This window comes from Methylacidiphilum sp. Yel (assembly GCF_004421185.1).
Lineage (GTDB): Bacteria > Verrucomicrobiota > Verrucomicrobiia > Methylacidiphilales > Methylacidiphilaceae > Methylacidiphilum.
Genome location: NZ_LXQB01000017.1, coordinates 1 through 25,699, shown reverse-complemented (window position 1 = coordinate 25,699; position 25,699 = coordinate 1). Strand labels below are relative to the sequence as shown.

At 40.2% G+C, this 25,699-nt stretch carries 20 protein-coding genes, 1 tRNA gene and 1 riboswitch; of the genes, 7 read left to right on the top strand and 14 right to left on the bottom strand.

Annotation, left to right across the window (positions count from 1 at the left end; genetic code table 11):
• Positions 1 to 126 precede the first annotated feature (126 nt).
• Positions 127 to 480, bottom strand: coding sequence for a type II toxin-antitoxin system RelE/ParE family toxin (locus tag A7Q09_RS03515; protein WP_134389925.1), 354 nt, complete (start codon positions 478 to 480; stop codon positions 127 to 129).
• Between the two features lie 40 nt (positions 481 to 520).
• Positions 521 to 1,846 carry an exo-beta-N-acetylmuramidase NamZ domain-containing protein gene (locus A7Q09_RS03510; protein WP_244228489.1) on the bottom strand — a complete coding sequence of 442 codons (1,326 nt, stop codon included), beginning with the start codon at positions 1,844 to 1,846 and terminating at the stop codon, positions 521 to 523.
• Between A7Q09_RS03510 and A7Q09_RS03505 the strand changes: the two genes are divergently transcribed.
• The 4 genes from A7Q09_RS03505 to A7Q09_RS03490 all read left to right on the top strand — a co-directional run bounded on the left by A7Q09_RS03505 (position 1,845) and on the right by A7Q09_RS03490 (position 5,458).
• Entirely contained in the window at positions 1,845 to 2,486 is a 642-nt protein-coding gene (locus tag A7Q09_RS03505) for a site-2 protease family protein (protein ID WP_134389924.1), read from the top strand. The genes A7Q09_RS03510 and A7Q09_RS03505 overlap by 2 nt on opposite strands.
• A 25-nt stretch (positions 2,487 to 2,511) precedes the next feature.
• Positions 2,512 to 3,546 (top strand): Mrp/NBP35 family ATP-binding protein, encoded by a 1,035-nt coding sequence (locus A7Q09_RS03500; RefSeq protein WP_134389923.1) that lies wholly within the window; start codon positions 2,512 to 2,514, stop codon positions 3,544 to 3,546.
• Between the two features lie 88 nt (positions 3,547 to 3,634).
• Positions 3,635 to 3,853 carry a hypothetical protein gene (locus A7Q09_RS03495; RefSeq protein ID WP_134389922.1) on the top strand — a complete coding sequence of 73 codons (219 nt, stop codon included), beginning with the start codon at positions 3,635 to 3,637 and terminating at the stop codon, positions 3,851 to 3,853.
• 186 nt (positions 3,854 to 4,039) lie between these two features.
• Positions 4,040 to 5,458 (top strand): DUF4339 domain-containing protein, encoded by a 1,419-nt coding sequence (locus tag A7Q09_RS03490; protein WP_244228488.1) that lies wholly within the window; start codon positions 4,040 to 4,042, stop codon positions 5,456 to 5,458.
• Between the two features lie 31 nt (positions 5,459 to 5,489).
• On the opposite strand, the gene A7Q09_RS03485 is transcribed toward A7Q09_RS03490, so the two are convergent.
• Entirely contained in the window at positions 5,490 to 6,053 is a 564-nt protein-coding gene (locus tag A7Q09_RS03485; protein WP_134389920.1) for a DUF4337 domain-containing protein, read from the bottom strand.
• A 221-nt stretch (positions 6,054 to 6,274) separates the two neighbouring features.
• On the opposite strand from A7Q09_RS03485, the gene A7Q09_RS03480 reads away from it, so the two are divergent.
• Positions 6,275 to 6,499 carry a hypothetical protein gene (locus tag A7Q09_RS03480; RefSeq protein WP_134389919.1) on the top strand — a complete coding sequence of 75 codons (225 nt, stop codon included), beginning with the start codon at positions 6,275 to 6,277 and terminating at the stop codon, positions 6,497 to 6,499.
• A 61-nt stretch (positions 6,500 to 6,560) separates the two neighbouring features.
• On the opposite strand, the gene A7Q09_RS03475 is transcribed toward A7Q09_RS03480, so the two are convergent.
• Genes A7Q09_RS03475 through dtd form a run of 3 tightly spaced genes read right to left on the bottom strand, consistent with a single transcriptional unit; the run spans position 6,561 to position 8,577 of the window.
• On the bottom strand, positions 6,561 to 7,352 hold the full coding sequence (locus A7Q09_RS03475) for an ABC transporter permease (RefSeq protein WP_134389918.1): 792 nt from the start codon (positions 7,350 to 7,352) through the stop codon (positions 6,561 to 6,563).
• A 4-nt stretch (positions 7,353 to 7,356) separates the two neighbouring features.
• Positions 7,357 to 8,082 (bottom strand): ABC transporter ATP-binding protein, encoded by a 726-nt coding sequence (locus A7Q09_RS03470; protein ID WP_134389917.1) that lies wholly within the window; start codon positions 8,080 to 8,082, stop codon positions 7,357 to 7,359.
• Positions 8,083 to 8,139: 57 nt separating this feature from the next.
• Positions 8,140 to 8,577, bottom strand: coding sequence for a D-aminoacyl-tRNA deacylase (gene dtd / locus A7Q09_RS03465; protein ID WP_134389916.1), 438 nt, complete (start codon positions 8,575 to 8,577; stop codon positions 8,140 to 8,142).
• Between the two features lie 98 nt (positions 8,578 to 8,675).
• Positions 8,676 to 8,755: riboswitch (Fluoride riboswitch) on the top strand.
• A 42-nt stretch (positions 8,756 to 8,797) separates the two neighbouring features.
• On the opposite strand from dtd, the gene A7Q09_RS03460 reads away from it, so the two are divergent.
• Positions 8,798 to 9,955 carry a cation:proton antiporter gene (locus tag A7Q09_RS03460; RefSeq protein ID WP_134389915.1) on the top strand — a complete coding sequence of 386 codons (1,158 nt, stop codon included), beginning with the start codon at positions 8,798 to 8,800 and terminating at the stop codon, positions 9,953 to 9,955.
• 73 nt (positions 9,956 to 10,028) lie between these two features.
• Positions 10,029 to 10,111, top strand: a tRNA-Leu gene (locus A7Q09_RS03455).
• Between the two features lie 344 nt (positions 10,112 to 10,455).
• On the opposite strand, the gene A7Q09_RS03450 is transcribed toward A7Q09_RS03455, so the two are convergent.
• From A7Q09_RS03450 to A7Q09_RS03415, 8 genes are all read right to left on the bottom strand, one after another.
• Positions 10,456 to 11,451 (bottom strand): dihydroorotate dehydrogenase-like protein, encoded by a 996-nt coding sequence (locus tag A7Q09_RS03450; protein ID WP_134389914.1) that lies wholly within the window; start codon positions 11,449 to 11,451, stop codon positions 10,456 to 10,458.
• A 189-nt stretch (positions 11,452 to 11,640) separates the two neighbouring features.
• Positions 11,641 to 12,405: a tetratricopeptide repeat protein gene (locus A7Q09_RS03445; RefSeq protein ID WP_134389913.1), complete on the bottom strand. Its 765-nt coding sequence runs from the start codon at positions 12,403 to 12,405 to the stop codon at positions 11,641 to 11,643.
• Between the two features lie 204 nt (positions 12,406 to 12,609).
• On the bottom strand, positions 12,610 to 15,303 hold the full coding sequence (locus A7Q09_RS03440) for a TonB-dependent siderophore receptor (protein WP_244228487.1): 2,694 nt from the start codon (positions 15,301 to 15,303) through the stop codon (positions 12,610 to 12,612).
• Between the two features lie 741 nt (positions 15,304 to 16,044).
• Positions 16,045 to 19,299: an efflux RND transporter permease subunit gene (locus A7Q09_RS03435; protein WP_134389911.1), complete on the bottom strand. Its 3,255-nt coding sequence runs from the start codon at positions 19,297 to 19,299 to the stop codon at positions 16,045 to 16,047.
• A gap of 36 nt (positions 19,300 to 19,335) precedes the next feature.
• On the bottom strand, positions 19,336 to 22,530 hold the full coding sequence (locus tag A7Q09_RS03430; RefSeq protein ID WP_134389910.1) for an efflux RND transporter permease subunit: 3,195 nt from the start codon (positions 22,528 to 22,530) through the stop codon (positions 19,336 to 19,338).
• A 106-nt stretch (positions 22,531 to 22,636) separates the two neighbouring features.
• Complete coding sequence (locus A7Q09_RS03425; protein WP_134389909.1) at positions 22,637 to 23,146, bottom strand: hypothetical protein; 510 nt, start codon at positions 23,144 to 23,146, stop codon at positions 22,637 to 22,639.
• Between the two features lie 63 nt (positions 23,147 to 23,209).
• Positions 23,210 to 23,788, bottom strand: coding sequence for an RNA polymerase sigma factor (locus tag A7Q09_RS03420; RefSeq protein WP_134389908.1), 579 nt, complete (start codon positions 23,786 to 23,788; stop codon positions 23,210 to 23,212).
• Between the two features lie 112 nt (positions 23,789 to 23,900).
• Entirely contained in the window at positions 23,901 to 25,439 is a 1,539-nt protein-coding gene (locus A7Q09_RS03415) for a TolC family protein (protein WP_244228486.1), read from the bottom strand.
• Positions 25,440 to 25,699: the final 260 nt, after the last annotated feature.

The following is a 25,699-nucleotide window of genomic DNA, read 5'->3' as shown; positions in this document are numbered from 1 at the left end:
TCAATGGATAGAGAATCGATCTAAATTATTCGATGTTTGCTTGGAAAAAGGCTTTGTAGGTTAGATTGTGAGAACCATGTCATTTCCTCTTTATTTTCTGGCCAAAGAGCCAGCGGCAGTTACCAATTAAGGATTGGTATCGGAAAAAGTTAAATTGGAGCGGAAAAGAAAGTCAGCTAGGGTATTTTTGAGCAAAATTCTCTGCACTAATATCCCATAGTCGGTCTTTTCAAAATATATCCGGTAGTCTTTGCATCGGAACCTATAGAGGATTCTGTTATCTCTTTCCGCTTTGCTTAAACAATCTGAATGAGGGTTTGATAAGACTTCTGGTATCATTTCTAGACAATCCAGAATTTGAAACTGTACAGCTTTGGAAAGCTGAGAGAGATCCTGCTGACTTTGATGACAAAAAACAATCTGAAAGGGCTTTTTTTCCTCTATCCGTTTTTCGAACAATTTTTCAATATCAATATCCATAGAAGGTCTTTTGTTTGTTTAAAATTGCTAAAAATTCTTTTTAATCAGATGGATATAATAAATATTTTTTTCTTTTTTCTCTAAAGTTTTCTAAATAAGGGATCCAATTATCCACAATAGCTTGAACTCTCTTTCCAGATAGAAGTTCTTTTCTAATTTCATCCGTCCCACAATAGCGATCAAAAAACTCAAGTTGTTCAGCCGTCAAAGAGGCTAAAGGATCTTGGTTTAGCTCTGTCATCATTTCCTGTAATAGAGAAAGACCTATTTCCACAAGTTTGACTTTAGAAAAGTCTTTAATGTGTATCTGACAACCACCCAAGGTTTTTCCTTGAAATTTTCCGAAAAAAGGCCAATAGAAAACTGGCCTGAAATAACAAAAAGGGATTTTTCTTTTATTCATGTTCCTAGCAAAAGTAAAAGGATCAATTTTTTGGGCTCCTACCAATTTATAAGGCAAAGCGGTTCCAATCCCGTTATTAAGCACAGGACTTAAGCCTAAAAAAGAACTGATGGCAAAATAAAAAGGGCTTTCTTCATCAGTCAAGTAGGGAGAGAGCGGAAGCCAAGGAAGCCCTGTATCCTTCCAAAGCATATGCCTTTGCCAACCTTTCATGGGGACAAGAGTGAGTTTGGGTTTTTTAAAAATCCAATTTTCTCCATTAATCATTCCAGCAATTTCACAGGGAGTCATGCCATGGATGTAAGGAATATCCCATTCGTTATAAAAAGAACGAAAAGAGTTGTTAAAAGGCATCCCTTCGACACGTTCGCCCCCAAGAGGATTGGGCCGATCAAGGACATAAAATTCTTTACCATTTTCTCCCGCTGCTTCCATAGCCAATCCCATTGTGCTTAAAAATGTAAAACTTCTTGTCCCAATATCCTGTAAATCAAAAACAAGGACATCTAGGTTGGCTAGCATGTCATCTGTTGGTTTTAGTGTTTCTCCCTGGAGTGGATACACAGGAAGGTTTGTATAGGGATCAATATAAAAAGCCGTATGTTGTTTATCTAACCCCATGCAATAGAGACCGTATTCGGGAGTAAATATGGCAACAAGATTTACTTGTGGACAATGATAAAAAAGTTCTAAAGTAGAAATTCCATTTTTGTTGACAGCCGACAGATTTGTGATTAATCCAATTTTTTTTCCTTCCAAGCCATGAAAATGATTTTCCACAAGGACATCGATCCCCAAATCGATGACTGTAGCTTGCAAATAATCCAGATAAATGGAATGTATTATAATGAATAATATAAAAAATAACAAAATCAGTCGATGCATCGATATGATGAGAACCTTCTTTTTTAATATTTTTTTATTAATGAACCTGTAGACAATGCGATAAAGACTTTTCTCCATGAACTCCTCTTTCGATAGACTTTATCTTTTTCTTCTTCTTATTCCACTTATTACCATCCATGAGTTTGCCCATGCCATGGTGGCTACCCTTATGGGTGATAGAACACCAAGGGAAGAGGGCCGCTTAACTTTCAATCCACTAGTTCATATGGACTTATTTGGTACTTTAATTATACCAGCTATCAATATTTTCCTACTCCCTGGAGGTTTTGGTTTTTTCGCATGGGGTAGACCCGTCCCTATTAATCCATCCCTGTTAAAAAACCCTAGACTACAAGGTATCCTTATTGCTCTAGCAGGACCTTTGGCTAATATAATAACTGCTTTTTTTATCCTCCTTATAGCCAAAGTGGTTATTCCACAGGATCATAAATTAAGCGAGCTTTTTGCCACTTTTGTCCTTGCCTCTATCTTTCTTGCCGTTTTTCATTTGCTCCCTGTGATGCCTTTCGATGGGTGGACAATCGTAAAAAATATTTTCAGAATCCCTGATCAGTGGGAACACCAAATGGGCATTTTTTGGTTCATTGCGATTCTTATATTTTTAAATCTCCCTCCAGTATATCATTTCTTAGAATTCTCTGCTTACCATTTGTTTATGGTGCTTAACCTGCTCTCCGGTTCTCCGTTACATAGATGAAAAAAAAACTAATAGATAATGTCTTATGCCAGAATTAAAAAAAGAAGATATTTTAAACCAACTCAGAAAAGTTCGCTACCCTGGATTTAGTAGGGACATCGTTTCTTTTGGTCTAGTAAAAGAGATCGAAACGACAGAAGAAAGCATTTATATAAAACTGGAGCTTTCAAGCCCTAATCCCGACATTCCCGAACTATTGGAAAGAGAAATTAAAGCCACTCTATCCTCCCTGACAGCGATCAGCAACATCCAGGTTGCCATCAAAAGGCCAGAAGCTCCCCTCACGCAGAGAATGGCTCCAAAAGGATCTGAAATCAACTACCTTATCGCTGTAGCTAGTGGCAAAGGGGGTGTGGGGAAATCCACCGTTGCAGCCAACCTCGCTTGTGCTTTTCATAAAATCGGGTTCCATGTCGGGCTTTGTGATTGTGACATTTATGGACCAAGTATATCTATGATGTTTGGAACGGTTGAATCGCCTCAAATCTCTGTTGACGAGAAGCTCATACCTATCGAACGATATGGATTAAAATTAATGAGCATGGGCTTTCTTCTTGAATCCGATCAACCAGCCGTTTTGAGAGGTCCTTTAGTGACTCGCTATACTCAGGAATTTTTAAAAAACGTCGATTGGGGAAATCTAGATTTCTTAGTGCTCGACCTACCCCCTGGTACGGGTGATATCCAACTGACAATCGTACAAACCGTTCGTCTTTCAGGGGCAGTAATCGTTACAACCCCTCAGGAAGTAGCTCTTGTTGATGCCAGAAAAGCTGTCTCCATGTTCAAAAAAGTCAATGTCCCAATTTTAGGAATTTTAGAAAACATGAGTTATTTCCTTTGTCCTAGTGACAATAAAAAATACGATCTTTTTGGTTCCGGGGGTGGCAAAAGGGAAGCCGAGAAGCTAAAGGTTCCATTCTTAGGAGAAATTCCCATAGAAGCCGAATTGAGGATTTCTTCCGATCATGGCATGCCCATCGTTTTATCAGACCCGGATAGACAAACAAGCAAGGTTTTTTTAGAAGCAGCTAAAAAAATTATTGACTTTTTAAAATAAAAATCTAAAGTGCCTCTTTTAAAAATACTATAATTTCAATCGCAACTTTTGACTCATATTAGCTTAAAATTTTTTTTGGAGGAGGGGAATGGAGGAAAATAAAGAGACAGAGTGTATATCGGTATTACTGAAATATTCGACTCTTTATCGAGAATTTCTTTTGGAAAGAGAAGAAATTCTAAAACATAAATGGATTGAAAGCGAAAAAAAGGGATACGATATTGGCTTTGAAAAAGCACTTCTTGATTGGGTAATTAATCATAGAAGCAAATGGCTGGCAAGTAGGAGAAAAAGTATGGAATCATAAGCTAGCCGCTTTTGCATTTTATAAGCCAAGTCTTTCTTCCCATTTTATTCTAATTTTCTTTTCTTTTATTTCTTTTTGCGTATTTTATAGGGAAACTTTTTCCTTCCCAAAATTTTAACTATATAACAATTAGCATTCTGTCTTTATAGCCCATTGAAAGATTCCTGAGACAGATACAAAATGGCTATGGAAATTTATATCGTTCAATCTGGCAAAAAAGAGGGGCCTTTTTCAATGGAGGAGATCCTTCAGCTGCTAGAAAAAGGAACAATAAATACCCAAACCCTTGCATGGCACAAGGACCTTAAAGATTGGGAACCACTCGGAAGACTAATTCAGGAGGCTCAACAGGAAAAGAAGGAGCAAGTGGTTGAGGAAAAAACCGCAGCCGAAACTAAAACCCCACTGTCTCAAACGAGTGGGCTTGATAAAGAGACTCCAACCGATCCTTTTCTTCAACTACTGAAGACTTCGCAACAGATTGCATTCTGGATGGAGGAAGAACTTGCTTTGTATGGCACGAAAGCTTCTCATTCAAGATCTCAACCATTAGAAGCAACCGTTTGGCTAGAATATAGGCTAGAGTTTCCCCATCCAAAATCTAAAGACATCATTGCTCGTTCCTCCGTTCGCTTTCAGTTTATCTATACCCCTTTTCGGCAGTTTGAACAGGAAGTGGACATCACGATGGCCATAATGGAACGTAAAAAACATTTCCGAGTGGTAGACCCCAGCCAAGAGCATGTCAAACAGATTGTCAAGACTATCCTGATGAAATATCCTGATGTGGCTTCTCCTTTTTCTCTTTGTCACTTTCATAAAAAAAGGGCTTTTCCTTGGCAACTGTGGTTAGAAAAAAATAAGCTAGTCAGGCTCAAATCAATCGACATGATGACTTGGGTCAGACTGTTGTGGATACTTGGGCTACTGCTTGTTCCCTACTATGGAGTTGGTTTACTATTCCTGCTTTCAGGCTGGTTCCTCTATCAATCTTCCTTTCATAATGGATCCTATGTTCTCCGATCAGCCTGGCCCTCTTTGCCTCCGTTGTCCCCAAAGTCTCTGCTACTTTTCCCACTGCTTTTGAAAGCTAAGGCTTCTGCTTTATCCCTGCTCAAAGAAAGGCTAGAAACTGACTTTTCCCAAAGCCTCCCTCCTTCCATAGAAAAATTACCCGCTGTCTACGAGAGTTTTTTTCAAAATAAGCTTCTTCTTTTTTTTAGGCTATCTGAAACCTATGGCTTTATAGAATTGAAAGCAGAAAAAGAAGATTTACAAATCCTAATAGGGGCCTATGAAAATCAGGGGAAATGGACCGAAAAAATTTCAGGCTACGGGAAAGATCTCTTTACTGGATCTCTTTGTATCCTTGTTGAACCGAAAGCAGATACAACCACTGAATTGCAAAAATCTGCCATGGAATGTGAGACCCTAGCTTCTTTTCTTTATTCTTATGTCATAGAAACTGTAGAAAAACATTTCCAAGCTCCCATTCAATCTCTTGGTATTTCCCCGAACCGGGACTTTCAGAAACATGATATAGAAAAAGAAACTACCATGAAGGATATCTTCCTAAAAATAGCAAAATGGATATTTCCATTTTAGTATCCCTTTAGAAGCAGATGGAGAAGGCTACTCATCGTAGCAAGGCTGTTATAAATACAATGAGTCCTCCTGTAGCCAGGGATATTGCTAAATACCATACCACTTTTTTCTTCATCAAGGCAGAAACAGAAGACAAAGCAATTCCAACCTGAACAAGAATTCCTGACATTCTGAAAATATGATGTTTCCTATAATAGCGTTCGCTGGCTTTTACTCTCTCCTCAACCATTTCGTCTAGCCGTTTGGCCTTTTGCTCTATTTCGCTCTTTTCTTTCTGATACCTCTTCAGTTCCTGTTCAAATTCAGGCCGAGGATTTAAAATATTGGCAATACGATACCCCGTTTCTCTCATGGATTTTGCTTGAAAAAAATTCCACATATCCGTCGCTTTGTCCTGATAAAGAACTGCCTCATTACGCAATATAATGGCTTCTGTCACACTATTTTCGGAATCCGCCGTGACAATCGTTCCCAATACAGCCATCAAAATGATCGAAAAAGAAACATGAAATAGCCACTTTTCCTTTTTTCGATCTTCTTCTAGCCTTTCATTAATAATCTCGTTCGCTTTCTCTTCAATTGATTTTTCTGTCATATATAGAACAATTGATTTTATTAATATATTTAAAAAAAAGCATTACTTATTCTTTATAAAAAAAAATAGTTGTAATTCTTTTTAAGTTGTAGATAAAATGATTTTCAAAAAACATTTTTCAAGTATTTTTCCTTCGCACACATTTTGAGTAATATTTATATATTCTTATTTGCTTTTAATGTACTTTTATTCATAATATTTACTAATTAATGGAGGGATTTATGAATATAAATGATATTATTGCCTTTTTGGTTTCTTCTATTGGTACACTCGTCGGATTTATCGTGCTTTTCCTCCTTTTTGGAGGATGGATTCTGGCTCTGGTCGGTGCTACCCTCTTTAGTAGTTTTCTGGGTGCTAGCCCCTCCGAAAAGAAAATAAAGGAGCAGGAAAAGGAACCTCTCCCGCTCAAAGAAGGGATGGGCTCGAGCTTTTCTTTAAAATAAAAGAAGCCTTTAAAGAAGCCATTAAGAAAGCGAAAAGAAAATGGACAAACAGCGAAAAGGTTCATTGAGTTCCAATTTTAACAAGTAGTCCTTTTTCTCTAGCACTTAAAAAAAAGCGCTTGAAAAGGAAAAAAGAAAAGCATAAATAACAACAGTTTAAAAAGGTTGCCCAAAACAAGTGGCTATAGGAATAGGTCCCTTGTAGCCCACCTCTTAATCCCTCAAAAACGTGCGTTGCAGGGACAAGAAACGAAAGGGGTTGGATCCATTTAGGAAGAACATAGAGCGGATAAAAGACAGCCGCAAACGGTTGAAAAAGAATAGGTATAGCCCATGCAAGTGATTCTGCAGCCTGTCCCCATCGCAATAATAAAGCAATGGTTAAAACACCACAAGCTGAACCCATTAGAAAAAGATTCCCAATCAGCGGTAATAAATAGAAGCCAATCTGCGTCAAATGGAAATGATAGAATAGAGCCGCTAAACATCCCAATAATCCAAGAATTAAAAGAGACTTGAAGATTCCCACTAGAAAAATCGCTATAAAAAATTCCTGAATAGTTATTGGCGTCACAAGAAGATTGATTAAATTCTTTGACCAGACATCTTCTAAAAAAGATACTGTTATCCCCAGCTGAGTTCTGTAGAGCACATCCCAAAGAATCATCGCACCGATTAAAAATTGAAATGGACTTGAAAAGCTTTTCTCTGCATTAGAAAGAAAAAGAGTCAGATATCCCCAAACAAGAAGATCCATTACGGGCCAAAAAACAAACTCCAAAACTCGAATCCAACTTCGTCTATACACGTAGGTATAACGTAAAAATAGACCCAATATTCTCTCTAGACTCATTGATTTATTTCCTAGTTAGCTCAATAAACAGTTCTTCTAGATTTCTCTGTTTAAACTCCTGCACTATTTCCAGAGGAATTCCCTGTGTGATGATCTTTCCCGATTTCATAAAAATAATCCGATCGCAGAGTCTTTCCACATCCCGCATATTATGCGACGTATAAATGATTGTGACTCCAGATTTTTTTCTTTGTTCTAACAAAAGCTCACAGACCTTCTCGGCTATGCTTGGATCCAGTCCGGCTGTTGGTTCGTCCAAAAACAACAGCTTTGGATCATTCAATAAAGCCTTACAGAGGCAAACTCTAGTCAACTCTCCTGCAGACAAAAAACCAGTTACCTTATGTTGCAGATGCGTAATTTCCAACAGATCCAAAAGAAAGTCTATTTTTAGCTCTGGTTCTTTCACCCGATAAAGGAGAGCAAAAACAAGAAGATTTTCTCGAACAGTTAAATTAGAAGGAAGGCTAATATACCCAGATGCAAAATTGGAAAAGGAAAGGATTTCATTTCTTGCCGATAACGGACAGAAGCCAAATATCCGTATAGTGCCTGAGCTTGGTGTCAACAACCCCAAAAGCAGATAGATTAGCGTGGTTTTACCTGCTCCGTTTGCCCCAAGAAATCCAACAATTTCAGACTCCATAATCGAAAATGAAATCTGATCGATAGCCACGAGTTTCCCAAAATCTTTCCTTAAGTTTTTGACTTCTATGGCAATATTGGACATAAAACCAAAAAACCGTGTGCCCTTTTTCTGCCTATTTCTTTCGGATAAAGATAAAGTTCATGTCCTAATCCAAAAACTGACTGGGCCCTCATTTATTAAGTATACCGTCATGTTTGCTCTAAAACAGCCTTTTTTGACTAAGCCATGTTTACTTTTCGCTCTTTCCACAAGATAATCGAAAAGTATTTTACCTTCTTCTGGAGGAGCTGCATGATGAAAGGAAGGTCTTTTGCCTTTTAAAAATTCGCCCGCAAGGGTAAATTCAGGAATTATTAATAGTTCTCCATTGATATCGAGAAGAGATCGATTCATTTTTCCATTCTCATCCGGAAAAATTCTGCAGTGCAGGATTTTTTCTATCATCTGATCGGCTTTTTTTTCCTCATCTTCCTTTTCAACAGCTAAAAATAATAAAATGCCTCTTCCAATAGAAGAAACCAATCGATCTTCTATCTTGACAGCCGCTTCCTTTACTCGCTGAATCAATCCAATCATTCTACAAATGCAATACGCTCTTCTGTAGTTATTAAAAAATGAAAGCTAAAAAAATTGATCTTCCAAGTCTTGACATGCCTCCCTTTGGTTATTAAAAAAAAACAGTTGGTAATGGAGTTTACCATCCAATCTTTTGGAAAACCCTTCTTCTTTAAGAAGTGATAACTCCTACGAGAACAATTTGATAAAGAAAAAGATTCAACACATAAAGGGTTTTCCAATGGAGCATACTTGGTTCTTAGCTTCTTTTTGGATCGCTTTAGCAATTTTCTCTGCATTACTAGCTCTTCAATTTAGGGTCTCTGCAGCACTCATTGAAATAATAATTGGCATCTTCGGCCAATATTTAGCTACTTTTCTCTTCGGCAAAACAGGACTAAATCCTAAAGAAGGCTGGATTACTTTTCTTGCTGGATTAGGAGCCATTATGCTCACCTTTATGGCTGGTTCTGAGCTCGATCCAACTTCTTTTCGAAAACAATGGAAGGAAGCTACATTTATTGGCTTACTGACTATTTTTGTCCCCTTTTTCAGTTGTTCATTTTTTGCCCACGCCATCTTTCAGTGGAACTGGAGAGCCGCTTTTCTTGCTGGAATTGCTCTCTCTGCTACTTCAGTTGCCGTTATGTATACGGTTCTTCTGGAACTGGGACTGAACAAGACAATCTATGGAAAGGGACTCCTAGTAGCCTGCTTTATCAATGATCTTAGCTCCGTGCTTCTACTGGGATTCCTTTTTGCTCCCTTCGGTTGGAAAACGGGGGTATTAACAGGGATAGTCCTCATTTGTGCCCTCATTTTACCCAAAATCACCCCTGTTTTTCTAAAATACTACGCAAACAAGCCCTCAGAGTTAGAAATAAAATACCTCCTATTTTTCCTTTTTGCCCTTGGAGGTGTTGCCGTATGGGCAGGTTCAGAAGCTGTCTTACCAGCCTATATCATAGGGATGACATTAGCAGGATCGATTGAACAATACCATGATTTTATTAAACGCCTTCGTACCGTAACGCTAGGCTTGCTGACTCCCTTTTATTTTATTAGAGCGGGATCATTTGTCGATTTAACTGAATTAACAAAAAGCTTTTTGCCTGTTTTCCTTTTTTTCATTCTGCAACAGCTTTCAAAATTTATTAGCATTTTCCCTTTTTTAGTAAAAAGAAAGAAAGTGCAAGAAGCAGCCTATACTACCTTGCTTATGTCGACTGGTTTAACCTTTAATGTAATTTGCTGTCTCTATGGGCTTTCTCATGAGATTATTTCTCCAAGACAGTATTCGATTTTAATTCCAGTAATTATTTCCACAGCTATTATCCCGACGCTGGTCGCGAATCGGTTCTTCATTCCCTGGCATCATCTTGAGAAAAAAAGAACTTAAAGCAACTGCATTGTTTTTTTTTCGACAAGATTTAAAAAGATATATAATGTAATTTTCTCTGGCTAGAAGCTTTGCCGGTGTGGCGGAATGGCAGACGCGCCAGACTCAAAATCTGGTCCGGGCAACCGGGTGTGGGTTCGACTCCCTCCACCGGCACAAAAATCAAAAAGATTTTTTCTTCTGACTTCCCTTTCCCTACCTTATGAAAACCCTTGGAAGGGTGAACAAATGCATTTGGGGATGTAAATGCGTAATTAAAAAAACCGCATAAAGAAAAGCAACACAAGAAAAACAAAACTATACCCCATAAGAGCCTTGGCAAAGATCAATGGAAAACTACTTAAAGATTGGACCATGAACCACTTATAGGTTTTCTCTCTTTGAAGCTTGATAGCCTTTAGGAAGATAACTGAAATTCGAGGCAGGCTCTCTTTTATTCAATAGAGGAGAGGGAAAAAGGACAGTTTTACACCTTTCTCTCTCTTTTCCTTCTTCTTTAACTACCAATATTCATTTCCTTTTTCCCTATCCAAAATAAGAGAGTTGATATATTGGGCCCGTTCAAAGGTCTCAGGATCTGGACATCTCTTCTGGCTCAATAAACCTCTCCATTCTTCTAAGGAAGAATAGCCATGCTTATCCATCCAATTAACTAGCCCTTTTTCCATGATGTTTAGATGTTCAGGCCCATTTTTTAAAAGAGCAGAACAAAGCATGACCACGGTCGCACCCACTAAAATCAACTGGATAGCATCGTTTGGTTCAATAACACCCCCTGTGGCTGCTAGATCCACTTTTAAGCGATCGAATAAGATTCCAATCCATCTTAAAGAAAGAAAAGTATCCCGGCTTGTGCCTAGCAGCATTTGGCTTTTAACTTCTATCTTTTCTGTATTTATTCCAGGTTGCATAAATCGATTAAATAAAACAAGTCCGTTAACCCCTGCAGCCTGGAACCTCTTTGCCATATTGCCCACATTTGTATAAAAGGGGCTAATTTTTACCGCTAGAGGGATCTGTATCTCTTGTCTAACAAGACGCACGATATCTAGTGTAAACATCTCGATGGAATCAGCCGATTGATCCATATCTGTAGGCATCCAGAAAATATTGAGCTCTAAGGCATCTGCCCCTACCTCTTCTATTTTTTTGGCGAATCGGCACCACCATCCTGGAGATTTTCCATTGAGGCTTGCAATAATTGGAATCTGTACTTTGTTTTTTGCTTCTCTTATCAAATGGAGATAAGATTCTGGGCTAAAATAATAATCTTCAAGTGTAGAAAACTTTGCATACTTACCACTCAAATCTGTATATTGTTTTTCAGCAATTGCTTCCTTAACAATCTGCTCTTCGAACAAGGAGGGCAAAACAATGGCTGCAGCTCCAGCTTGTTCTAACTGCTGAATTCCTGAAAGAGAAGAGGAAAGAGGAGAAGCCCCGGCCACTAAGGGAGACCGCAAAGTAAACCCTAGATACTGTACCTGCAGAGTCATCTTTCCTTAACCTAAGTGTTTCTTTTGGGTTTAGCAACTCTAGATTTTGTCTATTTCGGTTCGGACAGTTACTAGCCGTTCGATGAATATACAGAACAGTGAACCATCCCTTAAAACCTTCCAAATTCTGATGCAAAGCATGGCCTTGCTGCGTCAGCTGACGCCACAAAAGGGAAAATCCCTGCTGCTTTATTTCCAATAAATTAGAGAATGAAGGGCTTCTAGCTTTATCCCTTTTTTCCCTTTTAAGGCTATTTCCTTGTTTTTTATGGCTTCTGTAAAATGAGGTTTTAGGTTAAGTGCCCTATTAAAATCATTTATAGCCTCATCAAATCTTCCCAAATCGGTCAAAACAATTCCCCGGTCATTATAAAATTCTGGATTGTTCGGTTCCAACTGAATAGCACGACTCAAATCAGCGAGAGCTTCCTCTCTTTCTCCTTTTCTAAAATGGACCCAACCTCGGTTGTCGAAAGCCAAGGCATAATCGGATTTCAGTCGAAGCGCTTCATTGAAATCCTTGATTGCGGAAAGATAATTTCCTTTTTTATAAAAAGCCCAGCCCCTGTTATTATAGACATAGGCATTGGATCTATTTCTTTTTATGGATTGAGAGTAATCCTTGATAGCCTTTTCATATTGCCCCAATTTGGCTTCTACGATACCTCGTCGATTGAAATAGTCTGGCTGAGGATGGAGTTCTATAGCCCTATTATAATCAGAAATAGCCCTATAATAATGCCCTAGAGCAAACCAGACATCGGCCCTATTATTATAAGCTATGGCTAAAGTCTCCCTAGAAAGCTCCCCCGAATCGATTGCCTGCGTATAATGCACTATTGCTTCTTCATAAGATTTATGATATTGCGCATTGAGGCCAGCTTGAAATTCTTGTAATCCAGTCGGAAGCGCCGCAAGAAAAAAGCCAAGTATAAAAGCCAAGCATCCTATCATATCACACAATCACTAAGCAACAGATTATCAACCTCTTATTCTTCCTACAACAAAGAAATTCTACTGAATACTTTTAAGATTCTCTAACAATAAAAAAAATCCCTGGCGATTTTTCTAAAACCCAATTGAGGAAGATGAAGAAGGAGGATTTTTTATATAATAATCGCCAGGGGAAATTTGTTCTTAATTCTTTTTATCCTGTTTTTAGAATTTATAGGCCACCGTTCCTTCAATCCAGAATGGCCAACCAGCAATAATGCTGCTCATATTGAAAGCACGCGAACCTGCCGATCCAAGACCGTAAGGCAACCAGTACTTTTCATCTGTAAAGTTATACAAATAAAGCCTTGCTTCCCACTTAGGCTGAGTATAAAAGATCTGAGCATTTAATATAAACTGCGTTGGAATTTTTGTATTATAGAAGTAATTGAGGTATTGATCACTCATTACTATGGCTCCAAGAGTTACTCCAAGGCCAACGTCAGAGGTATAAGTTACTGTACCGCTAAAATACTGATCAGGAAATCCAATAAAAGGATAATTGGAGGAAGGCATCGTACCAGAGATAGGAAAGGGTCCATTGATGAATGGTCCTCCAGCTATGGGCACTCCAGTATAATAAGGCAATATGGGTGTCAACTGCCTCAATACAGGCCCATGGAGTCCAGGAGGAAAACTCGACCACTCCTCAACCGCTCTCATGTAAATGTAACCCAACCTTGCCCAAAAATGACGATCAGGCTGATAAGAAGCATTTATCTCAAAACCTTCTACATTCGTAGGGGTAGCAGGCAAAGGAGCCCCATTTGGCAAAAACCCGAAATTATTGAGGATCTGATTTTGAGTAAAAGCAGCAGTGGTGATATACATCTTGTCTTTAAGAATGTTAAACTTCAGTCCTCCTTCTATCAGCTGGTTTACCTCGCTAAAAGAATTTGGGGCAAACGTTGGAGCATATCCTCCAATGACCGCAGCATTGGTGGTCTGAAGCCAGTTAAAATCAAAATAGGCGGTCATCCATGGAAAGGGTTTATAGACCGGGCTTATGTTTACAAGAGGAGCAAAAGCCGCTGTGCTAAAGTGTGCAAACGGAGCTCCAACTGGTCCAGGAGGCGTGGAAGCATCGACAAAGTAAAAATTTGCTCTCGCTCCAAATAGCAGGCTAAACTTGCTTGTCCAGTCAATGTTATGCTGATAAAAGGGATTGACCGTCCAATAGTTACAATCCGTACTTCCAGCAGCGCCATTTAAAGGTTCATAAAACCATCCAGGAGGAGCTCCAGGAATCTGCCATTCCCCACCCGCAGGTCCTTTCGGATTATTAACAGCTTTTGCAAAAGGTGCCAAAAAGACTGCGTTCCAACTATAGGGATTGGTTGTCATCATGCTCCAGACATTTCCTGCATTCCAAAAAGCATCTCCAACATAGTCAAGGTTTCTTTGATAATGCCATTCAATGCCTGCATCAATGTTATGGCGCATTAACATTTCGCCGATAGCTCCCTCCCAAAAGGATTTTTTAACCTCTTCATCTCCTTCGCTTTTGGAGGTTTCTTTATACTCTTTCATTTCTTTTGCTCCCTTCTCCGGAGCAGCAGCTTCTAAGGGAGTTTCAAAATTAACTCTTATTTCTGTTCTGTTATCCACTTCATAGTCCCCTGATAGATAAGCAGCTATATACAACGAAGGTTCGATCCAGGAGCTACGCGTATACCATGCAAAGGTATTGTTCACAATCTCAATATTATCTGAAACCTTTATCCGTTGGATAAGCTGAAGCATGCCAGTCATCCCATTGCCCCCACCTGCAGGGTTTACAATATCCGCCCTCCGATTAACAGGAACAAAAAAAGGACTTATTAAAGTTCCAGCCAGTGCTCCAGGAGGAAGCATTCCAGCTGTATATAGTCCGTTATCGATGAGTGCATTCGTTGGTCTGTTGATTTGATCAGCTAACTGAGGCATAAAGGAATAGGTTCCAAAATCAGCATAAAAATCGACTGTATAATTTTTGTAAGGTTTGGCTCCAATTGCTGCATAGAAATTCTGCTGATTGTTGTAAATGTTATTATAATAACTCCCCTGTTCCTGCCCCATATAGCTAAAACGCCAGGCCACTTTATCATTGACTGGGCCTCCCACATCAGCCCCCCAAAGATATTGGCTATACATGCCTGTGGTATCCCATATATATCCTCTAAACTTGTCAAAATAGGGCTGTTTGGTTATATAGTTCACACTACCAGGAGTAGGCTCTGTTGCGCCAAAAACCGCATTGGCAGGTCCTTCGGTAATGTCCATTGATTCAACCATATTCCAGCTAAAAGGAACTCCAGCCACTGCATCGTTTTGAAGAGTCATTTCAATTCCGTTTATATATGGAATCGCTTGTCTTCCGCGAATAGTGATCGCATTTCCCATCCCCCAGTTGATTTGTGTATAAGCGGTCGGAAGAATCTGAGAAACGCTCAGGGGATCAAGATAGCCCTGGTAAACCGTTCCTGCAGCTTTTAGCAGGGTAGGATTAACAGGAGTCACTTGCCGGGGTGTCTCCATTACGCTCATGGGTATCCCATAAGTAGAAGATACAGGACCTTGTTCAGTTGGAAGAACCGCTGCATTCGGAGCACCAAAGGTTTCAATTGCGCTTGGAGGAGCTTCGGTTTGTACAGTCACCTCTGGCATTGTTATCCTGCCGCTAGCCGATTCCCTTTGATTATAAACTGGAATGTAATTTTGTTTGGATTTTTGCTGCCCAGATTGATTTTCTCCGTTATATTGGGGATTAGATGATGGATTATTAGTAGTAAAATCCTCATCATCAAGAGCAAAAAGATTGAGATTAGTAAAGGCCAACAAGAAAAGTATTATCCAAATTTTTTTCCTCTTTTTTATCATTTTTCCTCCTAGATTCCTCCTAGACATTATAACGAAACGAAATCTGTTAGAACACGACCTCTTATTTACCCTAAAAAAAAAGACAAAAGATAGTGACAGTTATGTAAATTATTTATGGCAACTTTATGACTTTTTTATGACATTTTTATTTTTATCATCTCTTTGATATTCATATAGATAAGTAATTATATATGGGTTTTATTTTCTAAATATTGATAAATTTGAATACCTTTAGTTAAGAAAAAAGGATTCTTGGATAACAGAGGAAAGAAAAATGCTTTTTTTAAAAGCAAATGTGAAGAGGCGTCGGTTTTAAAGTCTAAAAATAGAAAGGTGTCCACACGGGAAGCTTCAAGTAGAAGCATTTTAGGTTCAGTATTTTATCCTTCATAGGAATTTTCCTGCAGACATTTTCCTTAAACTAGCAGCCACACAACCAACCAACTGACTTTGTTGGCCACAAGGGTGCTGCACTTAGACTACTAACGCAAGCCTTACATTCTACAAGCCAGTCAAGGCTACCAGCGGACTGGACAAGCGGCAGATGCCTGAGCTTTCGATTACAGAAGAGAAAAACAGGTCTTGCTGTAGACAAAGCAAACAAACCGCAATGGCGATTCGCCTGTTGGCTCTTGTCAAGCTTCTATTCCTTTTTTTACCAGCCAAAAATACATTTTTCTAATCTTCCATTTGCCTTTTGACATCTATTGTTAAGAATAGATAAGCAGAGAAAAAAGAAGCTCATAAGGAAGCTACTTTTGGGGCTTCGGGCCATTCTTCTAAATCCACTGGTGGTTTTCCACCAATCTTTGCTGCAAGACTATAAATACAAGGAACCACAAACAGGGAAAAAGAAGTAGAAACAACGATGCCTCCAATAACTACAATAACAAGAGGCACCCTGACTTCAGCTCCAGGGCCAAGTCCAAGAGCGGCAGGAATCGCTGAAGAAATTGTTGCTAGCGAAGTCATAAGAATTGGCCTTAGCCGAATGAAAGCAGCTTCGAGAATCGCTGCAGAAGTCTCGAAACCATCTTCGAATCTCTTTTTGTTAATAAATTCGACCAGTAGAATAGAATTTTTCATAGCTAAGCCCATGAGGAGAATAAGCCCTATTCCACTGTAAAGATTCAAGGAAAGCTTTGAAATATAAAGGGAAAAGATGGCTCCTGTGATCGAAAAAGGAATGGCACAGAGAATGATCAAAGGGAAAAGAAAACTATTGAACTGGATGCCTAAAACCATATAAGCAAGGATGAGCCCAAAGCCTAACGCATAGGGGAAAGCTTTAAAGGTTTCTTTGGCTGTTTGAGAAGCACCAGCGGGCTGGACAGAATAGGTAGGAGGCAGGAATTTTCTGCAAATCTCCATCGCATAGTCGAGGGCTTTGGCCTGGCTATACTCCGGTTTGACATTGGCAAAAAGAGTGATTACCCGACGCCTATTTTCCCTAGTCATGTTCATGAGTTTGGGGACGACTCGCAGGCTAGCGACATCCTTAAGATGGATAGGCTCTCCTCCATAATTGGTCCAAAGCGGTATCGCTTCAATATCTTTTGGCTCTCTCCACTGTTCTGGAATGAATCGGATTCGGATATCATACCTACGAATGTCTTCTTCATTGGTATACATTCCTTGCCTAGCACCACCAATGGAATAGCGGACAGAATCAACCAGCTGCTGCATCGAAATATTGGCTAGCGCACATTTGTCCCTATCCGGTATGATCTGCACTTCTGGCATTCCCTCCCGATAATCAGTATCCAGATCCGTATACATTCCACTTTTCTCAAGCTCGTTTAGAATTTTTTGAGATACTTCTTTCAAAACTGAATATTCGGAGCCCAACAGGCTCAACTCGATATTAGTCCCTCTCTTAGAGCTAAAAGCACTCTGGCTAATGTCGATGATTTTTATATGCAGATCTTGATAGGCAGCTTTTTTGAATTCCTTTCTCCAGATTTTAAGGATCTCTTGAAGCCGTAGCTTCCTTTCTTTTCGTGGAGTAAGAGTAATAAATAGAGCTCCAAAGTTAACCTGTCCTCCACTATACCCGCCTATACTGCTAAAGACATGAGCCACATAAGGTTGTTTTTTAAGATACTCTTCCAGAAAGCGGACTCTTTCACCGGTATGTTCTAGAGAAGAACCAACAGGCGTTTCAATCCTGATTAAAGCTATACCCATATCTTCAGAAGGAGAGAGTTCCTTATGGAGAGCGGGAAAGAGCCGGAGGGAGAAGAAAAATATCAAAAAAGAAACGCTCACCACTACCCATCTTTTTTGAAGGGCAAGCTTTAAGAGATTTCTGTAGATTCGAGCAAATTTCCAAAAAACTTTGTCAAGCCAAACTTCGAAATAATTCTTTTTTTCTTCTTTTCCTACATTTAAAAATTCTGCCACACGCATTGGCGCAAGCGTCAAGGCCTCTAAAAGCGAAATGAGAACAGCTACACTTAAAGCCACACCAAACTGAGATAAAAATTTTCCCACCACTCCACCTACAAAAAGAATTGGACAAAAAACCGCAACGATCGAGAGAGTAGCAGCAAGGGCAGCAAACGACACCTCATTGGCTCCATCCAGAGCTGCAGTCTGCGGATCTTTCCCTAAATTTTTATGTCTTGTGATGTTCTCCAACACCATAATGGAATCATCGACAACAATCCCAACGGCAAGAGACAAAGCCAAAAGCGTAAAGAAATTAAGCGTGTATCCCAAGAATTTGAAAAAAATAAAACTACCTAGAATTGAAATGGGAATGGAAAAGAGGACATTTAATGTGGTCCGAAAAGAACCAAGAAAAAGCAAACAGACAGAAGCAGTAAAAAATATAGTCAATAAAAGAGTAAATTCTGTTTCATGAACGGCTTCCTGGGTATACACCGAAGAATCAAAACGTGGTCCGATTGCCATCCCTGCAGGCAGATCTTTTTTAAGCTCTTTGACAAGTTCTTTAACTTCTTTAGCCACAGCAATTTCATTAAACCCCCTAAGCTTCTGAATACCCAAGCCGATGGCAGGTTGGCCATCACTACGAGAAAGCCGGGTAAGATCCATAATCCCATCTTCAACAGAAGCCACTGTTGATAAAGGAATATAAACGGAAGAAGCTCCCCGCGTATTGGAAAGCAGATTTGAGGCTGCACTTGTCATGGCTGGATTGGTTAAAAACTGATTGCTTCCAGCACCTGTAACCCCCATTCCTCCTCCCTGACTGCCTCCAATCCCGGTGATAGGAATGCCACTAGCTCCTGCAGCCCTATGGTTCAGGGCTAATGACTGCATTTCGTATTCTGATCTAGCTTCTCCCATTATCCTCACATTGATTTCATTGGTTTTACTTTCCAAATAACCTGCTCCAAGCTCAATATTTTCTGCCTGAAGCATGTCACGAATATCGGTAGGAGAAAGCTGCAATTGATTAAGTTTTTTTCTATCCAACCATATTCTCAAATTTCTGTCCGCCCAGCCCCCAAGTTGAATATCGCCTATGCCATGAACAAGCATAAACCGATCTCGGATATACTTATCCACATATCGAACAAGGTCTTTAAGAGGTCTATCCCATGTGACAGCAAGCCAGAGGATCGGACTATCATCCTGATTGATTTTAAAAATTTGGGGCGGATTCACATCGGTGGGAAGACGAACGCTTCGGACCTTAGCATTAACTTCCTGCAAGGCTGCATCGATATTTTTATCGATATAAAATTCTAATTTGATATTGGCTATCCCTGGAAGCATAGTCGATTCGATGTCTTTGATTCCTTGGACCGATACAAGTACATTTTCCAAAGGATCAACAATCTCTGATTCCATGACTTCTGGTGCTGCTCCAGGCCACTGGGTGACTACGGTAATCACTGGATAAGTGACATCTGGAAATCTACTTATTCCAAGAGAAAAAAGAGAGAGTAGCCCAAAAAAGACCAATGCGGCCATAAGCATCCAAGCTGCTACAGGTCGGCGAATCGCAAATTCTGGAAAGCTCATGATTCCTCTTTGCTTACAACATCACAGTCAATAGGCTTATTCCTTTTTCTCTACTAAACTTTCTTCTTCTTCTTTTCCAACAGGAGCAGTCTGAGGCTGGAACATTAAGGGCCTGGACTTTTCAAAACGAGAAAGTAAAAGATAAGCTGCAGGCACAACAAACAAAGTGAACACCGTGGAAACAGCAATGCCGCCAAGTAAGGTAATCGCCATGGGAATACGGCTTTCAGCCCCTGGGCCTAAGGCAAGAGCCGGAGGGATGGCGGCAGCAATCGTCGCCATCGAAGTCATAAGGATAGGTCTCAGGCGAATTGGGGCCGCTTCTAATATGGCCTCTTTAATAGAGAGCCCTTTATACCTAAGCTGATTTGTAAACTCAACCAAAAGAATCGAATTTTTCTTGGCAATACCCATTAACAAAACAAGGCCAATCATACTGTAAAGGTTGATGGATTGGTGAGTAAACCATAGAGCCAACAGAGCCCCACTCAAACTAAACGGTAAGGCAAGGAGCACAGAAAAAGGATGGATAAAACTGTTAAACTGGGAGGCTAAAACCATGTAGGCGATGACAACGCCAACCCAAATAGCGAAGACGAGGCTTTGGAATGTTTCCTCAAAGGAGGCAGCTCCACCACTCAGAAAAAGTCTATAGCCTTTGGGAAGATTTTTGCTGCATATCTTTTTCGCCACTACCAATGCTTGAGCTTGGGATTTTCCTGGGGCAACATTTGCAAAGATAGTAATTGCTCTTTCTCGCATTTTTCTTGTCAATGTTTGATAGGTTTGGACAGTCTGAAGCTTAGCTACAGAAGTTATGGGCATGAACTCATTGGTATTGGTTCGGATCCCCAACCGGGCGATATCTTCTGGTCCTACTCTTTCATCGCCCCGTAACCTTATCCGGATATCATACCGTCTTTCCCCATTAGTGAATTGTCCTTGGGCAATGCCTCCAATGGCGATCGCTACTGTATTAGCAATGTTCTGAATGGGAATCGCACAAGCGTTTGCTGCAAATCGATCGGGATAGACTCTGACTTCAGGCATTCCATCTCTAAAGTCTGTGTCCAGATCAACAAAATAGCCGCTTTTTTTCATTTCTTCGATGTCTTCCTGTACTATATTTTCCAGCACTTTGTAGTCTTCCCCACGAATAGTCAATTCGACAGGAAATCCCCTCCCAGTGGTAAATCCTCGAATGGAAAGATCTTGTGGGGTAGCCCGAAGATCCTTAATCTTATTTAATTCTTCCCTTAAGGTGTCCATCAAAACCCTTTGAGAAAGTACCCTTTCTTTTTTATCTTTTAAGGTGACATAAATAGTTCCAACATTGACTTCGCTATCTACAAGATTCCCATCAGTCGCTCCTGTCCTTTGGATCATTCCTCCGACTGCGCCAAAAACTTTGTCGACTTCTTTATGAGAAAGAATGAGCTTTTCACATTCTTTGAGCTTTCTTTCGGTATAATAAATTGACGAACCTACAGGGGTTTGAATCCGAATAATGAAAGAAGATTCGTCTTGAGTGGGGATCAGTTCCTGGGGGAGAAAACTGAAAAGTTTCAACGAATAAAGAAAAACACCTAAAGCCACCAGGATCACCAGCCAGGGATAAAAGATACAAAACTTCAAAAGATGCTTATACACTTTGGCAAGACTTTTGAAGGAATAATCGACGATATAGGCTAAGCCTCTTCTTTGGTAAGAGTCATCCATAATTTGGGAACACCGCATCGGTGTCAGGGTGATGGCTTCCAACAGAGAGAGGGCTACGGCAGCCGAAATCGTAAGACCAAATTGATAAAAATACTTGCCTATGACCCCCTTCATAAAAGCCACAGGGAGAAAAATGGCGATAATAGCCACAGTAGCAGCCATGGCAGCAAAGGTGATCTCTCTAGCCCCATCTCTGGCTGCCATTACCCTACTCTTTTTCATATCCCGGTGCCTATAGATATTTTCAAGAACCATGATCGCGTCATCCACAATAATCCCAATGGCCAAGGAAAGGCCAAGGAGAGTAAAAAAATTCAAGGTAAAACCTAAAAAGTAGATGACAATAAAGGTTCCAAGAACAGAAGTGGGAATAGAAAGCAACACATTAAGGGTGGCAGTCCAGCTTCCGAGGAACAGATAACAGACCAAACTGGTGATAACAGCTGAAAGCCCAAGGGTAAATAAGGTTTCCTTAATCGAATCTTCTATATGCTTTGTTCTATCGTAGACTACGCTGAGATGGATTCCTTTTGGAAGAAAGGGTTGAATTTCCAATAACTTTTTTTTGACCAATCGAGCCACTTCCACGGAATTTGCTCCGGGTTGCTTTTTTATGCCGACCCCAATAATAGTCTGTCCATTGCTAGCCGCAATGCGTCGAATATCCTCCAATCCATCTTCTACCTCTGCCACATCCTTTATCCGTATGTTCGATCTATAAATGAGCTCTGAGCCCCTTTTTTTAATTTGAATATTGCCTACTTCTTCAGGGCTCAATCCTTCACCCATGGCTCTCACATTGAATTGCTTTTGCGGGTTTTCAAGATCTCCTGCAGCCACTTCCACATGTTCCTGCATAATCGCCGTTTGAAGATCTTGAACGGTCAATTGGTACTGCGCCAACTTTTTGCTATCGGCCCAAATTCTTAAATTTCTGACATTATAACCAGCTAAGACAATCTGACCAACACCTGGAACAATTTGTAACTCGTCATGCAGTACAAGATCCACAAAAGTGACAAGATCATGAAGTGTCTTGTGCTCTCCAAAGACTCCAATCAATAAAATAGGCTGCTCTTCAGGATTATCTTTGACAAGAATTGGTTGTGGAACAGGAGTGGGAACCTGTTGCATGCCCACCTGCTGGGTTGGATCCATTGGTAATTTGACCGAGCTTATCTTCGATTGTACTTCGGTTAAGGCTGAATCGACGTTCCTGCCAAGTTCAAACTCTAAAATGATGGATGCCTGCCCCAATTGAATATAGGAACTTATCCCTTTGAGCCCTTGTGCCGAAATCACTGCTTGTTCAATGGGATCGACAAGTTCTGTTTCAAGAATTTCGGGAGAGGCCCCATTCCATTGCAGGTTTATAGTAATAATCGGGAAATCGATCTCAGGAAGCTGACTAATTCCTAATCTAAAAAGAGCAACAATACCAAAAAAAATTAACCCTATCATCAACATCCACGCAAATACAGGCCTGCGAATGGAAAGATCAGAAAGGGTCATAAAAAGATCAATTTATCGTTTTTTCTCTAAGACATCAGAGTCCATCCATAAACAAATTTGTTTATTTGAAAATATAGCGTGTTTTGTCTTTAGTAGGAAAAAATAGCTATCGAGGTGGTTGAGAACCTGTGGCCAAAGCAGAAACAAAAGGAGGTACAGTAATACCCGTAGTAGGAACAAATTCATTTTTTGTTTTTGAATAGCTTATTCCAGAGGTTGGCCCAAATCGTCCTAGTCCAATATATGTTGAACCCAAATAGCTGGTAGAAATCATTATGGTTGCCGAACCAGGCCTATTGCCTTGTAGAAATTGGCCAGAGGAAAATTTCGTATAACTAGGGAAAATAGATTCTCGGAGATGACGGATTCCATGGAGGCCTGCAGGGTAACTTTTATAGGAAGGGAAAAGAGGATTAACCGCTTTTGTTGTGGATGCTGAGCGATAAAGTTTTATCTTTTCAGTTGTCGGATGGGGTTGCTTCAGTCCTCTTGTATGTCCAAACCCTCCTCCTCTCCCTCCTCCCCCTCGAGCCATGCCAGAAGTGGCTACAGAAAAAAACAAAAGGCCAAAAAGAATCGATAAATAAATTTTAACTCTCTGACGCTCAAAAGCCATGCTTCCTTCTGTTCAATCTATTATATAGGCAAAACAAATTTTCTGAAAAAGTTTTTGCTTTCCTTAGTCTTTTCTATTGCCGCTTGCCTCCCATTTTTGAAAAGACAGTCTTAAGGTTTCTCTTGCTCTAAAAAGTAGGGATTTTGTGGCTGGAATACTCACCCCAAGAATCCTTGCTATTTCATCATAAGAAAGGTCCTCATAGCTTTTCAAAATGACGGCTAATCGTTGTCTTGGAGGTAAGCTATCAATGATCTTTTCTATCCCTTCCATTTGCTCTTGCATAACAAGCTGGTCCAAAGGAGACATTGCCGACTGATAGGTAGCTATATCTTTATCTTCGCCGTTTTCCGTCACAAGAGGGGTAGATTGGATCTCCTTTTTTCGAAATTGATTGAGAACCAGTCTTCGTAAGATCGTGTATAACCAGGTCCTTAGTTTTGCCCTTGGTTCATAGCGGCCTGCGGCTCTATAGGCTTGAAGAAAAACTTTCTGAGTTATTTCTTCGGCTAGAAACTTATCTTTTAACATTTTCAGTGCGGCTCCATAAATCGCTTGATAATGTCTTTGTACAAGAAGACCATAGGCCCCATCATCCCCCTTTGCCGTCAGTGCCATCAATTCAGAATCGCTATATTCCATATTTTTTCTCCATTACAGGTCATTACTTGGCCTCCTCTAGACAATCGTTTTATCATCTTAAACAGGCTTAGCGCTCCGCACAAGTAAAAAATTTTGAATCAGCCAAAATCCCTTACCTTGATAACATTTGTGAAGAATCAATTGGCTGGAGTTCTGCAGGTTGCGTTTTGATAATTTTTTGAACCGGCATCGCAGATCCTTCTGGATTTCTCGGTACCGTGCCTGCAGCCACAAAGAGGTTAACCAATTGCATTCTCGCCCCCATTTCGGCCTGAAATAGATTGAGTCGGGCTGTTTGATAGGTATTTAAAGCAACAAGAACATCCAGCAAAGCGGCCACTCCTCTTTGAAAATCATCTCTTTGGGCAGCGTAATAAAGGGCACCCACCTCTGTTTCCTCTCTCAATTGTACCACTTGACTGATTGCAGCATTAAAGAGAGCAAAGGAAATACGCACATTTTCATCCGCTTGCCTTTTCAAATCTTCCAATTGCAGTTGCACTTGATGCACAAGGGCCTCTTGTTGTCTGATCGTTGAGGTATATAGACCGCCATTGAAGATGGGCATCGAAGTGATCACGTTGACATTCCAGACGTTTGGGACAGGTGGATCATGCGTCAAAAGATAAAAGCCGTTAACCGAGATGGTGGGGCCAAGCATACCTCTGGCAACAGCCAGTCCGGCTTTCTGAGCGCGCAGCAGTTGGACTTGAGCCAATACATCAGGCCTAGAACCAACCTGGGCAAGATACTCTTCTAGGTTCTTTGTCGAAGGCAGGCTTTGGGTGTCTTTTATGTTTATTTTTTCAGGTGGAATCCCCAGATAATAGGTAAGGAGAGCCAGAAACTGATTATAGAAGCCTTTGTAATTTTCCCTTTGTGCTACGGTTGCCGCTAAATTTGTTTGTGTTTGGAACACATCGGCTGGCCTCGATCTTCCAATTTTTTGCCTATACTCTAATTCATTGACAAGTGCCTGCAGAATATCGATCTGATCGTTCAATATGGCGATACTCCCCTCGTACATCAAAGCACTATAGAAAGCTGAAGCCAGATTAGCATAGAGAAGTTGATAATCCCTTTCCATATGATAAGCGGAGTAAGCGGCAGTCGCCCTAGCCGCATTCAGCCGGTTGACATTCTGGAAACTGTTGAAAATAGTCCATGTGCCACTGAGGGAATTTAAGGAAAAGTAAGTACTAGGTGCTACTCCAAAGGCTATTCCCCCTAAAGTTGGGGCAAAGCCAACGCTGTTTTGAAAGCTTTGTTCATTTAAGAAAGAGACTTGAGGATAAAATTGAGCAAGGGTTTGGGATACGACGGCCTGCTGAGCAATCATACCCTGATAGTCTATCTTTAGCTGATTCCACCTTGCGGCTGCAAGTTGAAAACATTGAAAAAGGTCTAGTGCTGTTTTATCGGAGAGTTTGTGGGCAATCGGAGAAACAGCTTTCAGCAATTCCTCAAGAGGAGGGGTATAGGAAGGCGCAACTCTACCAGGAACAGGTTGACTAATAGGAGGCAGTGCTCTTGGCGGTGGTTTGCCTTCTTCCATGGCAGAAATATGTGCTGCCACGGTCTGTAACCTTTCTTCAGCAAATGATTGGATTAGCGGACAGAGGAAGAACCAAAGGACAATTAATACTACCATGACCATTGCCCTTTTTATAACAAAGAAAACTAAACTTTATCCAAAAATTTTGTTTTTTTTCCTTTTTTTATCTCCGTTTTTCTAAAAATTCAATTAAATAGAAAAAAAACCGTTTTTTTACTTTTGAAAACATGAATTTTACCATCCATCGCCGTAATGCCCCTGCCTTCAGGCATGGGGATATAAGGCGATAAATTATAGCTATGTGTAGTATAATTATGTATGAACAGAAAAGAACAATTGAAATCCAATAAAAATAT